Source organism: Bradyrhizobium sp. F1.13.3 (genome assembly GCF_040548265.1).
Classification (GTDB): domain Bacteria; phylum Pseudomonadota; class Alphaproteobacteria; order Rhizobiales; family Xanthobacteraceae; genus Bradyrhizobium.
In genome coordinates this window covers 252485-265619 of record NZ_JBEPRI010000002.1, presented here as the reverse complement: position 1 = coordinate 265619, position 13135 = coordinate 252485, and the positions used below count along the sequence as shown (strand labels likewise).

13 protein-coding genes are annotated in these 13135 nt (G+C 65.4%); 4 read left to right on the top strand and 9 right to left on the bottom strand.

What is annotated here, in order from left to right; translation table 11 throughout:
• Positions 1–47: 47 nt before the first annotated feature.
• The 6 genes from ABIB66_RS06130 to ABIB66_RS06105 are packed head-to-tail and all read right to left on the bottom strand — an operon-like array spanning position 48 to position 5448.
• Complete coding sequence (locus tag ABIB66_RS06130; RefSeq protein ID WP_354254541.1) at positions 48–1406, bottom strand: dicarboxylate/amino acid:cation symporter; 1359 nt, start codon at positions 1404–1406, stop codon at positions 48–50.
• 31 nt (positions 1407–1437) lie between these two features.
• A complete protein-coding gene (locus ABIB66_RS06125; RefSeq protein WP_354254539.1) occupies positions 1438–1788 on the bottom strand; it encodes a cupin domain-containing protein in 351 nt (116 codons plus the stop codon).
• A gap of 4 nt (positions 1789–1792) precedes the next feature.
• Complete coding sequence (locus ABIB66_RS06120) at positions 1793–2818, bottom strand: quinone oxidoreductase family protein (RefSeq protein WP_354254537.1); 1026 nt, start codon at positions 2816–2818, stop codon at positions 1793–1795.
• Between the two features lie 9 nt (positions 2819–2827).
• Positions 2828–3739 (bottom strand): beta-keto acid cleavage family enzyme, encoded by a 912-nt coding sequence (locus ABIB66_RS06115; protein WP_354254535.1) that lies wholly within the window; start codon positions 3737–3739, stop codon positions 2828–2830.
• Between the two features lie 12 nt (positions 3740–3751).
• Entirely contained in the window at positions 3752–4513 is a 762-nt protein-coding gene (locus tag ABIB66_RS06110; protein ID WP_354254533.1) for an SDR family NAD(P)-dependent oxidoreductase, read from the bottom strand.
• A gap of 5 nt (positions 4514–4518) precedes the next feature.
• Positions 4519–5448, bottom strand: coding sequence for a dioxygenase family protein (locus tag ABIB66_RS06105; RefSeq protein WP_502918315.1), 930 nt, complete (start codon positions 5446–5448; stop codon positions 4519–4521).
• A gap of 106 nt (positions 5449–5554) precedes the next feature.
• Here ABIB66_RS06105 and ABIB66_RS06100 point away from each other — a divergent pair, with 106 nt between their 5' ends.
• Positions 5555–6589 (top strand): LacI family DNA-binding transcriptional regulator, encoded by a 1035-nt coding sequence (locus ABIB66_RS06100; protein WP_354254531.1) that lies wholly within the window; start codon positions 5555–5557, stop codon positions 6587–6589.
• An 18-nt stretch (positions 6590–6607) separates the two neighbouring features.
• On the opposite strand, the gene ABIB66_RS06095 is transcribed toward ABIB66_RS06100, so the two are convergent.
• Positions 6608–8236, bottom strand: a complete 1629-nt coding sequence (locus ABIB66_RS06095) for an MFS transporter (RefSeq protein WP_502918317.1) — start codon at positions 8234–8236, stop codon at positions 6608–6610.
• 292 nt (positions 8237–8528) lie between these two features.
• On the opposite strand from ABIB66_RS06095, the gene ABIB66_RS06090 reads away from it, so the two are divergent.
• A complete protein-coding gene (locus tag ABIB66_RS06090) occupies positions 8529–9554 on the top strand; it encodes a ring-cleaving dioxygenase (protein ID WP_354254529.1) in 1026 nt (341 codons plus the stop codon).
• 183 nt (positions 9555–9737) lie between these two features.
• Positions 9738–10673 carry a helix-turn-helix domain-containing protein gene (locus ABIB66_RS06085; protein WP_354254527.1) on the top strand — a complete coding sequence of 312 codons (936 nt, stop codon included), beginning with the start codon at positions 9738–9740 and terminating at the stop codon, positions 10671–10673.
• An 18-nt stretch (positions 10674–10691) separates the two neighbouring features.
• Here the strand turns inward: ABIB66_RS06085 and ABIB66_RS06080 are convergent, their stop codons facing one another.
• Together ABIB66_RS06080 and ABIB66_RS06075 are read right to left on the bottom strand one after the other, a co-directional pair.
• On the bottom strand, positions 10692–11324 hold the full coding sequence (locus ABIB66_RS06080; protein ID WP_354254525.1) for a hydrolase: 633 nt from the start codon (positions 11322–11324) through the stop codon (positions 10692–10694).
• Between the two features lie 12 nt (positions 11325–11336).
• Entirely contained in the window at positions 11337–12152 is an 816-nt protein-coding gene (locus ABIB66_RS06075) for an alpha/beta fold hydrolase (RefSeq protein ID WP_354254523.1), read from the bottom strand.
• A 306-nt stretch (positions 12153–12458) separates the two neighbouring features.
• On the opposite strand from ABIB66_RS06075, the gene ABIB66_RS06070 reads away from it, so the two are divergent.
• A complete protein-coding gene (locus ABIB66_RS06070; RefSeq protein WP_354254521.1) occupies positions 12459–13112 on the top strand; it encodes a hydrolase in 654 nt (217 codons plus the stop codon).
• Positions 13113–13135: the final 23 nt, after the last annotated feature.

Here is a 13135-nt window from a genome sequence, read left to right as displayed (position 1 = left end):
AGTAGTCACCGAATGGTGCCCACTTCATGCGACGGCTCCGACGGATCCTAGGATCGGCTTCTAGCGGCGAGGGGAGTCTCCTCAGGAGACGGCAGACCGTCCGAAATTTCCGCCGTGGCGGTCACTCCCTGACCGTTCAGGACCGCCGTCATGCGAGCGGAATCGAGCTCCCCCTCGCTGCGCGAGATGACGATGGTGGCCACGCCGTTGCCGATAACGTTGACTAGGGCTCTGGCCTCGCTCATGAAGCGGTCGATCCCGAGGATCAGCGCCATCCCGGCGACGGGAATGGTCGGCACCACGGAAAGCGTGCCGACTAGTGCGATGAAGGAGGCGCCGGTGACGCCGCTCGCGCCCTTGGAGGTGAGCATGGCGACGGCGAAGATCGCGATCTGCTGGGACAGGGTGAGGTCGGTGTTGGTGGCCTGCGCCACGAACAGGGCCGCGAGCGTCATGTAGATCGAGGAGCCGTCGGTGTTGAAGACGTAGCCGGTCGGCACGACCAGCCCGACGACCGGCTTCGAACAGCCGAGCCGCTCCAGCTTCTCCATCAGGCTGGGCAGAACCGGATCGGACGAGGACGTCCCGAGCACGATCAGGATCTCTTCCTTGATGAAGAGCAGGAACTTCCAGATGCTGAAGCCGGACCACCACGCGATCGGACCGAGCACTCCGAAGACGAACAGCGCGGACGTGAGATAGAAAAGGCCGACCAGCTTGATCAGCGGCCCCAGCGAGCCGATCCCGTAGCGTCCCACCGTGAACGCCATCGCGCCGAACGCGCCGACGGGGGCGAAGCGCATGATGACGTTGATGGCGCCGAACACCAGCATCGACCCGGCGTCGATGATCTCGCGCACCGGCTTGGCGCGCTCGCCCAGGCGGGCCAGCACGAAGCCGAACAAAACGGAAATCAGCACCACGGGCAAGATGTCTCCACGTGCGAACGCGTCGATCACGGTGTTCGGAATGATGTTGAGAACGAACTCCGCGATCGTCTGCTCCTTCGCCTTGCCGGCGTATTGCGCAACCGCCTTCGCATCGAGCGTGGCGGGATCCACGTTGAATCCGGCGCCAGGCGTCGCAACGTGCGCCGCGATGAAGCCGATCAGGAGCGCAAGCGTGGACACGACCTCGAAGTAGAGCAGGGCCTTGCCCCCGACGCGGCTGACCTTCTTCATGTCGGACATGCCGGCGATCCCGGAGACGACGGTGCAGAAGATCACGAGTGCGATCACCATCTTGATCAGCTTGATGAAGCCGTCGCCCAAAGGCTTCATGTCCACCGCGAGCGACGGCCAATAGTGCCCTAGCAGGACCGCCATCGCGATGGCGGCGAGCACCTGGACGTACAGGATGGCGTAGAGCGGCTTTCTCGCGGTCTTTTCCGTGACGATCGTGTTCATCGAGTTCTCCGCCCTTTGTTTGTTTCTGAATTTATGGCCGCTCATCGGCCGGCAGCGGCATGACGAGAAGCACGACGCTCGGCATGCTGGTCCGGTTGGCCAGTCGGCGGTTCTCCCCGCCGGCTATCCGGCAGGAATCCCATTTTCCCAGGGAGACTTCGGTGGCGCCGTTCGAAACCTCGAGCTGGCCGTCGAGCACGACGTACATTTTCTCCTGCGGCGAGGCCGACAGGGTCGTCCCGCCGCCTGGGGCGATCACGGAGACGCCCATCCAGAGATCGTCGGAGGGGCCGGCCTCTCTGCCCTGAAGGCGCACCATCGACATGTCGAAATGTCCGGGAGCGGTGTAGGCCGGCGCGTCGGCGAAGCGAACGACATGCATGGGCTCAGCCTTCCGATCGCAGCAAGATGCGGTCGCGGGACGATCCGATCACGGCCGTGTAGGCGGCTTTGGCTTCGGCGAGGGAATAGACCGCACGCTCGGAAATCGGAAACGGCTTGAGCTTGCCTGCCGCAAAGCCCGGCAGCACGTCGCGCAGCAATTCGCCGCTCTCGACAGAGGTGAACGCCAGCGTGTCGATCCCCACGTAGGTGTGGCGCCCCCGATAGAACTCGAGGATGTTGAAGGGAACGCTCTTGCCCATCGCGGCGATCAGGATCTGCCGGCCGCCCTTGGCGAGCGAAGCATGGGCGTCCAGGAAATAGGGATCGCCGACCGTGTTGAAGACGACGTCCGCACCCCTGCCGTCGGTGAGCTCGAGGACGCGGCGGGCCACGTCGGTCGTCGCGCTGTTGACGATCTCCACCGGCGCGTTGGCGTGACCGGCATAGGGTTCGTCCTTTCGGACCACGCCGATGACTTTCGCGCCCTTCCAGGTCGCGAGTTGAACGGCGGCCTGGCCGACCTTTCCGTTGACGCCCATCACCAGGACGTATTCGCCGGCGTTCGGCATTCCGGCCCTGCGCAGGCCTTCGATCGCCGTCACGAACGGGACGCCTATCCCGGCGGCCTCGTCCATCGAAATCGAAGGCGGTTTCTCGACGAGCGCCGCCGCCTCGACGACCAGATGCGAGGCATGGGTCCCGTCGCGGCGGATGCCGAGGTCGCCGGAGGTGCCGAACACGGTCTTTCCGAGCCACTCGCCCGGTCCGTCGATCACGATGCCGGCGAAGTCGCGGCCCGGCGTGCGCGGAAACACCGCGTAGGGCATCAGCCCGGTCGCGGCCTTCACGTCGGACGGGTTGACGCCGGCCGCCTTGATTTCGACCACGACGTCGCCGGGCCCGCCGGTCAGAAGCTTGTTCTCGATCACCGGTGCGATCGAGGCCGCATCCGGCGCCTTGGCGTTCAACCGCACGCAGCGGGCATCGATGACGGCTGACGAATTTCTCTTGCTGACGCTCGCGTCCATGTCGACCGCCTACGCCGCGCGCGTCGACGGCGCCTTGGCAGGCAATCCGGTGATCTGGCGAGCTTCAGCTACGGTCGCGATCGCTCCGCCGAGGTCCTCGACGATGCGCCGCGCCTTGACCACCATTTCCGCGTTGGAGCTCGCGAGCCGGCCGCGCGAGAGATAGACGGTATCCTCGAGGCCGACACGGACGTGGCCGCCGGCGAGATAGGACTGCGCGATCGAGGTGAAGGCCGCCTTGCCGATGCCGATCGCCGTGAATTCGGAGTCGTTCGGCAGCAGGTCGCGGGCGTAGAGCACCGTCTCCGGACCTGGCTGGAAACCGTAACGTACGCCCATCACGAACGAGCAGAGCACGGGCCCTTGCAACGTGCCGTCCGCGACGAGGTCGCGCATCAGCGCAATGTCGCCGGAATCGAACAGCTCGATCTCCGGCTTGACGCCGGCTTCCGCGATCACCTTGGCCATCCGGCGGACGTTCGACGGCGTGTTGATGACGACCTCCTTGCCTGAGTTCATGGTGTTCAGGTCGAGCGTGCAGATGTCCGGCCGCAGCGTCGCGATGTGCGCGACGCGTTCCTCCGGCACCATCAGCGTGGTGCCTGGCGCGGCCACCTTCGGATCGTCCCGGGAAGGCACGAAGCGGCCGCCAGGGCCAGTCGTGATGTTCAGGATCAGATCGGAGTTGCTCGAGCGAATCCGCTCCACAACATCGACGTAATGGTCGAGGGACATCGAGGGACGGCCGGTCAGCGGGTCACGCACATGGATGTGCACGATGGCCGCGCCGGCATCTGCGGCGCCGAGACAGGCGTCTGCGATCTGTTCCGGCGTGATTGGCAGATGGGGTGTCTGCTCCGGCGTGGTGAGATTGCCGGTCACGGCGCAGGTGATGATGACCTTGTCGCGGGGAGATCGCATGGGTTTTTTCCTTCAAAGCGAGCGGCCGCCGTCGACCACCAGGGTGGTGCCGGTGGCGAAGCCGAGTTGCGTGGCGCAGGCGAGGATCGCCGAGGCGATGTCGTCCGCGGTTGCGATGCGCTTGAGCGGGGTCGTCGAGGCGGTCTTCGCGTTGAAATCCGCGCTGCGGCCGGGGACGAAGGCGGTGTCGACCACGCCGGGCGCCACCGCAAGCACGCGGACTTCGGGGGCGAGCACGCGGGCCAGCGATTTCGTCATCACGTCGATGCCGGCCTTCGCCGCGCAATAGGCGATCGACGAGCCGATGCCGTTGCTGCCTGCGATCGACGAGAGGGAGACGATGAGACCGTCTCCGGACGCCTTCAGGAGGGGCGCGAAGGTGCGGATGGACGCGAACTGCCCGCGCCAGTTCACGGCGAACATCCTGTCGATCAGTTCGTCGTCGAGCGCGTCGAGGTCGGCGTGGGGCACCGGCTTGGTGAAGCCGGCGGCATTCACCAGCACGTCGAGACGGCCGTAGCGCCGTTCCATCTCGCCGCGCAGCGCCGTCAGCGTCGCGGTCTGTGCGACATCGGCGACAAGGGCCGCGTGGCCCGCTCCGGCGAGGGTGGCCGCGACCTCGGCCGCAGAGGACGCTTCCTTGGCTTCGTCGCGATGGCTGATGACGACGCTGGCCCCCAGAGAGGCGAAGAGCCGCGCGGCGGCGGCGCCGATGCTGCCGGCGCCGCCGACGACGAGAACGACCTTGCCGGTCATGGATGGTTGAATGCTCATGGATCTCACTTGATCGGCGGTTTCGGAAGGATTGCCTCGCCGGCTTCCATGACGAAGCGGTGCGAAAGCGTGTGCCAGGGCGCGGAAACGCCGGGCACCGGCGAGGGGCCGCCGTCGTGGCGGCGGAAGTCGCCGATCAATGCGCGGGTGACGCCGAACACGACGTCGCTCTCCAGGTGCGCATCGTCGTCGACGAAAATCTGCGTGATGAGCGTCTTGAATCCCGGCTTGAAGCCGAGAAAATGGATGTGCGCCGGCCGATAGGGATGCCGGTTTTGCGCGCGCAGCAGCTCGCCGACCGGCCCATCGGTGGGCACCGGATAGCCGGCCGGCTTCACCGACCTGAATGCGAAGCGCCCGGCGGCATCGGTCGTGAGCTTTCCGCGCAGGTTCATGTCGGCCTGGGTCGCGTCCTGATTTTCGTAGAGGCCGACCGGCGAGGACTGCCAGACATCGATCTCGACGCCCTCGACCGGATTGCCGGCGCTGTCGACGACCTCGCAGGTGACGAACAGCTCCGGACCGGGGGTAGGCGATCTGACGATGGATTCGCCGCTCGCCGTCCGGGGCGAGTTCGCGCGCCAGAACGGACCCAGCAGGGCGGAGGCCGTCTCGGTCGGCCCGGCATTGCCGTTGTTCAGCAGGCAGACCAGGGTCGACAGCCCGATCGCATCGGCGAAAAGGATGCCTTCGTTGTGGCTGTCGTGGGTGGCCTGGCCGATCCGATTGAGAAAGTCGACGCCGAGCTCGAATTCGCCCTCGGAAAGATTCACCTCCCGCGCGAAGGCGTGCATGTGCCTGACGAAGGCCTCGGCCACCTCTCGGAGCCGCGCGTCCGGAGCGCTGGACATGGCGAGCAGAACGGCCGGGGTCACGTCGGCGCTGGTCTCGATGATTCCGCCCGAAGGGGCCTCGCTTCTCTGAGCTTGGGCCATAAATCGCTCCTGCAATCGATTGCACGCGTGTATGCAATCGATTGCAAAGAGTCAATAGGCCCGTTATGATGGTTGGTCTGGAGTGTCTAACGCGAAGAGAACGCTGGTGAATCGACAGCCGCCGACCATCAAACAGATCGCCGATGCGACGGGCGTCCACCCGTCGACGGTCTCGCGCGCGCTGGATCCCACCAAGAAGCACCTGGTCGCGGAGGACGTCGCCGGGCGCATCGCGGCAAAGGCGGCATCGCTGGGGTACCGGCCCAATCGGCTCGCTGCGAGCCTGCGTTTGGGTCGGTCCAATCTCGTCGGCGTGCTGCTGCCCGACATCACCAACCCGGTGTTCGCGCCCATCCTCGGAGGTATCGCCGAGACCCTGGCGTCGGCCGGCTACGCCCCCATCGTTGCCGACGCCGGCAACGATCCCTCGCAGCAGGTCTCGTTCGTCGAGAAGCTGCTCAACCAGCGTGTCGACGGGCTCATCCTGGCGACGGTTTCCCAGGATGACGAGCTCGTCGGATATTGTCTCGAGCGCGGCCTGCCGGTCGTTCTGGTCAACCGCTCGGAAGCGCTGGACCGCGCCCCGTCGGTCGTGTCCGACGACGACATGGGCATGCGGCTGGCGGTCGACCACCTCGTCGGTCTCGGGCACACGCGCATCGCGCACGTGGCGGGGCCGCTGACGACATCGACCGGTCTGCTCAGGCGCGACGGCTTCATGCGCGCGATGCGAGGCCATGGACTGGAAGGCGTGGTCCGGGAGGCGCCGCGCTATACGCGAGAGGCAGGCAAGGCGGCCAGCGCAGGATTGATCGGAAGCAAGGCGGTGACGGCCGTGGTCGCCGCCAACGACCTGATCGCCCTGAGCGTTCTCGACGCGCTGCGGGACGCCGGGCTCAGCTGTCCACACGACGTATCGGTCGTCGGTCACAACGACATGCCTCTGATGGATGTGGTGTCGCCGCCGTTGACCACGGTCAGGATCGAACATCGTGAGATGGGACGCAACGCGGCCAAGATGCTTGTCGAGAGCTTCGAAACCGGCAGCAACGAAATCCGGCACATGGTCCTGCGTCCGGAGCTCGTCCTCAGAGCTTCGACTGCGGCCCCGCAGCGAGGGGCGAAGCGCGCAGCGGGCTAGAGGCGCGTGTTCGCCGAGTCAGCCGGAAGCCTCGGACGACCGTTGGGCGGCTATGAAGTGAGTGACTTTGGGCTCCGTCGCGGCCCCGAATTCGCGGATCGCATCCTGAACGATCCGGTCCGCATTGGTCACGCGCTGATGCTGCCGCAGATGCTCGAGCCACGAAGCCACCATGAATGTCTCGAGGAAGCGCCCGCTGTCCGCCGCATCCTCGAAGACGTCCCAGGCATACGCGCCGTCTCGACGGCGCTGACGGCCCAAATCCCCGGCGGCGATCAGGAAGGCGTCCCGTTTGTGCGGTTCGATGCGGTATTCGACGGTGACCAGGACGGGACCGCGATCGGCCGACGCGTCGATGGCGAGGACCGGTGCGGGCCAGTGCATCGAGGGCGCGAGATCCACGCCCGCTCCGGATTGAAGTTTCCAGCGCCAGGTCAGCGCGATCCCAAGGAGCGCGCCGGCCGCCGCGATAAAATGGGCCTCCGGCAAACCCAACCTCGAGGCAAGCTGCCCCCAAAGCGCGCTGCCGGCGGTCATCGCGCCGAAGAACACCGTGACGAACATCGCCAACCCGCGGCCGCGCACCCAGTCCGGAAGCGAGACCTGGACCGAGACGTTCAGGCTCGCCAACACGGCGATCCACGAGATTCCCGCGATGAGGCAGGCGGCTATGCCGAGAGCAGGCTGACGCGCGATCCCCAGCAGGATCAAGGTCGCCGCTGTGCCGGCCGTCCCAGCCGCAACGAGCCTGTCGGGTCCGAGCGCTCCCTTCAAGGTGGGTAGAGCGAAGGCGCCGAGGACGGCCCCGACGCCGATCGCGCCCAGTAGTAGTCCGTAGAGCTCGGGGCCGCCGGCGATCTGATTGCGCGAGACCAGCGGGAGCAGAGCCCAATATGCGCTGGCGAAGAAGAAGAAAGCGACCGCCCTGACGAGCGTCGCGCGCAGATCCGGATTGAACCGCGCATGCCGGAAGCCCACGACCATGGCTCCGGTCAGGCGCTCCGGCGGAAGCCGGTCACCTTGCGATGCGGGGGGACGCCACCAGAGCAGCGCTCCGATCACCGCGAAATTGCTCAAGGCGTTGATCCAGAACGGTGCGGCGATTCCCAATCCGCCGATCACGACGCCACCCAGCGCCGGACCGATGGCCCTGCTGATGTTGACGCCGACGCCGTTGCTCGTCACGGCTGCGGCCAAGTCCCGCTTCGGAACCAGCAGGGGGACGATCGACTGCCAAGCGGGCGCGGTGAATGCCGCGCCCGCTCCAAGGAGGAAGGTGAATGCCAAGAGAATGGACGGGGTCATCAGGTCGAGCCAGACGAGAGCTGCGCTGGCGGCCGCGAATACCGTCAGGACGACCTCGCAGCCGATCAGGAAGCGGCGCTTGTCCACGGTGTCGGCCAGCGCTCCCGCAGGGAGCGCGAAGAGAAACATGGGAAGGCTGCTCGCCACCTGAACCATCGAGACGGTGAACGGATCGGCCGCCAGACCCGTCATCAGCCAGCCTGAAGCCGCGTTGTACATCCAGCTGCCGACGTTGGCGACGACGGTGGCCGCCCAGATCACGGCGAACGCGCCATGATGGAACGCGACCCATGCCGAAACCGCCGGAGCGGCCGACGATACCGCGGGCTTTTGGTCGGGCATGGACATCGAACTCACTCGGCCGCGACGGGTTGGGCGGCAATCTCCGTGAGCTCGAGCGCCGGCCACGGGGTTTGCTCGAGGGCGATGGTCATCGATCCCGTTCCCCGGTACAAGGATTCGGATCGACATCCTTCCGTCAAGCCGGCCGAGACTGATTGCAGATTTTCGCGGTGGTTTGTACGATTGCGTCGAGGCAGGAACGGAACGACCGCGGTCCTACCCAATTTTTGCTCGGAAGGTCGCTCCGATATCGTGAGAAAGTCCAAGACGTGGCCGTGATGTTCGGGATTGTGTGTGCGAAAGGGCCGGCAACTTCAGTGAGAATGGGTGCCCGCATGGCGCATTTGATGCGCCTGGCGGACCGCTGCAGGACCACGGATTAGGCAGCAACCGCGTGAACGCTCGGGGACTTCATCACGTTACGGCGATCATCGCGGATGTGCATCGATCGGCCGAGTTCTACGCCGGCGCGCTCGGCCTGAAGCGGGTCAAGAAGACCGTCTGCTACGACGATCCCGGTAGTTACCACGTGTACTATGGCGACGATGCAGGGACGCCGGGCGCCGTGCTGAGCACGCTCGCATGGAATTGCGTGACGCCGGGGATGGCCGGCGTGGGCGAGGTGGTGCAGACCGCCTTCCGTGTCGCGCCGGATTCGCTCGATGCCTGGGCGGATCGGCTCGCATCTCTCGGTGTGCCCACCCGGGCCGAAAGATCGGCCTTCGACGAGCGCATGCTCTGTTTCCCGGATCCGGACGGTACCGCGCTCTCGCTGATCGAAACGTGGGACGCGCGATCGGGGGAAAGGAGCCGAAATTCGCGGGCCGACCTCAAGCTGCGCGGCCTTCATGGCGTCACGCTGGACGTCCGCGAGGAGGACGAGACGATCGACATTCTTCAGAAGGTATTCGGTTTCCGCCTCGTATCACATCGGAATGGATCCATGCGCCTGGTGGCTCACGACGGCCCCGGGGGTGCCATCACCCTGCGCATCATCGGAAGATCGTCGCGTGGCCGGCTGGGCGGGGGCACCGTCCGCCACGTCGCCTTTCGCTCAAAAGATCTCGCCGACAGAGCGGAGATGGTGGAAAAGCTCCGCTCGGCGTACGGCATCGCTGTGAGCGAGCCCATCGAGAGGACCTATCTGAATGCGGTGGGCTTTCGAGCTCCTTGCGGCGTGCTGTTCGAGATCGCCACCGATGGTCCCGGCTTTGCGGTCGACGAGGCTCCGGAGCGGCTGGGCGAGAGGCTTCAGCTTCCCGCGTTTCTCGAAGCGCGGCGTGCCGAGCTCCAGCAGATACTCCCGCCGCTGAACTGAACAACTCAGCGAGCCGGAGCGCTTGAGTGGCCTTCCTTCCGACTTTTTTCGATCGCGACGTCGCCTTCGGCGGTTGGCCGATTTTGCGCTTGAATAAAGACCAGTAATCTTTATCTGGGGGAACTGCTCGGCAGAGGCGCCTGACACGCGGTACTTCGGTCGACATCTCCGGGGGAGGCAGCTTTGGACGCTCCAATCAGGGAATCCGAGGGTACGTCCCGCGGCTTCTACGGTCGTCGTCTCGGTCAGCACCTCGGCATGGACGGCGAATGTCTGTTGCAGGTCGAGCGGGAAAAGCAGTTGGTCCTTGCGGTCACCCGCCTGACCTGCTCGCGTTTCATCCGAGAACGAACGGCCACCGTTCCTGCGGAGCCGGCCTTCAGCATCCTGCATCAGCTTGGCGATCTCGAGAAGCATTCCTGCTGGCTCGCAGGACGGCCGCGGTATTCGGGATCGTTCGCAGCGGGAACGGTCAGCGTGACGGATCTTCGCGACAACCCTGAATGCCAGTTCAAGGGGCCGTTCGACGCCCTTCAATACTACATCCCGCGCAAGGCTCTGGACGACTTCGCGCGCGAGCACGGAGCCAAGCCGGTCTCGACGCTCAAATGGAGCAGGGATCAGCGGGATCCGTTTCTCTCGACCCTTTCGAACGTTCTGCTCAGCGCGGTGGAGGATGATACGAAGGCCAACCAGCTGTTCATCGATCAAATCGGGTTGAGCTTGCTCGCTCACTTCGCGCAGGCCTACGGCGGCATGCGCCCGGCCGACGAGGCCTCGGGCGGCGGTCTCGCGCCGTGGCAAGAGCGACGCGCGAAGGAGATCATGCGGACGCGGCTTGCCACCAGTCTCTCGATCGCCGACGTGGCCGCCGAGTGCAAGTTGACGCCGAGCCACTTCGCGAGATCCTTCCGGCGCAGCACCGGAGTCGCGCCGCACGAATTTTTGTCCGAGCTTCGCATCGAGGAGGCGAAGCGGCTGATGTTGAGCACGAAGCTTCCGCTCGCCGACGTCGCGCTGATCTGCGGCTTCGGGGATCAGAGCTACTTCACCAGGGTGTTCTCCCGCACCGTCGGCGCCAGCCCCGGAGCCTGGCGAAGGGCACGCTCCGAAGGCTGACGTCGGCGCGGGCGTATCTCAGGTCGGCCGGATCATGTCGCGGGCATAAGCCAGGCCGATGCCGTAGCCGCCGGCATGGGATTCGACGATGGCGCGAGCGCCGTCGTAGGTCTCGTGCCTGGTCCAGTCGCGCTGCAGTTCGAGCAGGACCTGGATCCAGGACGTGAGACGAGCGCCGGCGGTCTCCATCCGATGCAGAGCCAGGTCGTGGCTTGCGCTGGTGAGCCCACCGCAGCCGTCGCCTACCACGTAGACTTCCAGGCCGGCCGACAGCGCCGAGAGCACCGCGAACGTCACGCACGCCTCGGTCAGCAGTCCCGACACGATCAGGCGGCGACGACCGGTGGTGAGGACGGCCTCGCGGGCCTTGTCGTCCTCCCAAACGTTCATGCTGCGCCGGTCGATGGGCTCGATGCCAGGAAGAGCGGACTTGACCGCCGGCATCAGGGGCCCGCTGTAGACCTTCGTCGCCGAGGTGGAAGCGATGACCGGAAGGCCGAACACCGTCGCCGTCTTGGCGAGAGCGACGACATTATTCATGAGGACCTGACGATCGATCGATCCGACGCCGAAGGCGAGACCGGCCTGTTGGTCGACCAGGAGCAGGGCGCAATCCTTCGGCTCGAGAAGGTGAAGCGGATTCGGTGCCATCGATCTTCTCCCCTAGGTCTTGAGGAACGCGAGGAGGTCGGCGTTGACCTGGTCGGCATGCGTCGTGGCGGTCGCGTGCGGAGCGCCCGGATAGGTCTTCAGCTTTGCGCCCTTGATCATCTCGGCGGCCAGCTTGCCGGTGTAGGCGAACGGCACGACCTGGTCGTCTTCGCCGTGGATCACCAGGACCGGCACGTCGATCTTGGCCATGTCGGGCCGGAAGTCGGTTTCCGAAAACGCCGTCACGCAGTCGATCGTCGCCTTGAGCGAGGCCTGCAGCGCCGTTTGGAGCGTCCACTTGAAGATGCCCTGCGACACCTTCGTGCCGTGGTTGGTGCCGTAGAAGACGGCGCTGAAATCGTCCAGAAACTGCGGGCGATCCTTGAGCAATCCGGCCTTGAGGCCGTCGAACACCGCTTTGTCCACGCCGTCGTGGTCCGCGGTCTTCACGAAGAGAGGCGTCACCGCGCTGAGCAGGACGAGCTTGGCCACTCGCGATGTTCCGTGGCGTGCCACGTAGCGGGCGATGTCTCCGCCGCCCATGGAAAATCCGACCAGCGTGACATCCTTCAGGTCGAGATGGGCGACGAGGTCGGCGATGTCGTCGGCGAACGTATCGTAGTCGTAACCGGTCCATGGCTGGCTCGACCGGCCGAAGCCCCTGCGGTCGAACGCGACGGTTCGGTAGCCGCGCTCGGCGAAGAACAGCATCTGCGCGTCCCACATGTCCGCGCTGAGCGGCCAGCCGTGGCTGAACAGGATCGGCTTACCGCGTCCCCAGTCCTTGTAGTAAAGCTCGGTACCGTCCCGCAACTTGAGAGAGGCCATGTTTCGCTCCTGAATAGGTATGAAGGACCGGGACGCCACTGCGAGTCACTCGGCTCCGGCGCGCAGCGTCGCGGATCGGGTGCGGGTTGGCTTGGACGAACTGCTCGTTCTTTGGACTTGCTGGCGGTCCCGGACCGGCGCTGACGCAGCCGCGGGCGGCAATCGATCGCATTCGGACGGTCACCGGGATTTAGTCCAAGGCGCGACGTAATCGTGCAAGCGTTGGCGGCATTCGATGGTCACGATGCAGCGGCATGCACCACCCTTACGCCAGATCGCGCACGCCGATCGCAAGGAGACGTCACAATGTCCAAACTCGAAATGCTCACCCCGGACAATTCCGCGATTGCACTGATCGACTATCAGCCGGCGATGTACCAGGGTGTCCAATCGCACGACCGCCTCGTCGTGTTCAACAACATCCAGATCCTCGCCAAGGCGGCGAAGCTGTTCAAGATCCCGACGGTTCTGACGACCGTGGCGAAGGACTCGTTCTCGGGCCCGTTCATGCCGGAGGTGACCGGTCTGTTTCCCAACCACGACATCATCGACCGGACCTCGATGAACTCCTGGCTCGACGCCAACTTCCGGAAGGCGGTCGCGGCCACCGGGCGCAAGAAGTTCGTCATCGCCGGCCTCTGGACCGAAGCCTGCGTCATGTTTCCGACCCTCGACATGCTCAAGGAAGGCTTCGAGATCTACATTCCGGCCGATGCGTGCGGCGACCTATCGATGGAAGCGCACAACCGTTCGATGGAGCGGGCGATCCAGGCCGGCGCCATCCCCATCACCTCGGCCCAGTACGTGTTCGAGCTGCAGCAGGACTGGGCGCGCTCCGAAACCTACGAGGGCGTGATGGACATCCTGCGTGCGCACTCGCCGTACGGGATCCAGGTGCGCTTCTCGAAGTGGGCTCTCGGCGAGCACGCTTCCGAGGGCGGCGCCCAAGCGGCCGAATAATCCTCACTCGGGCCAGGAGAAGA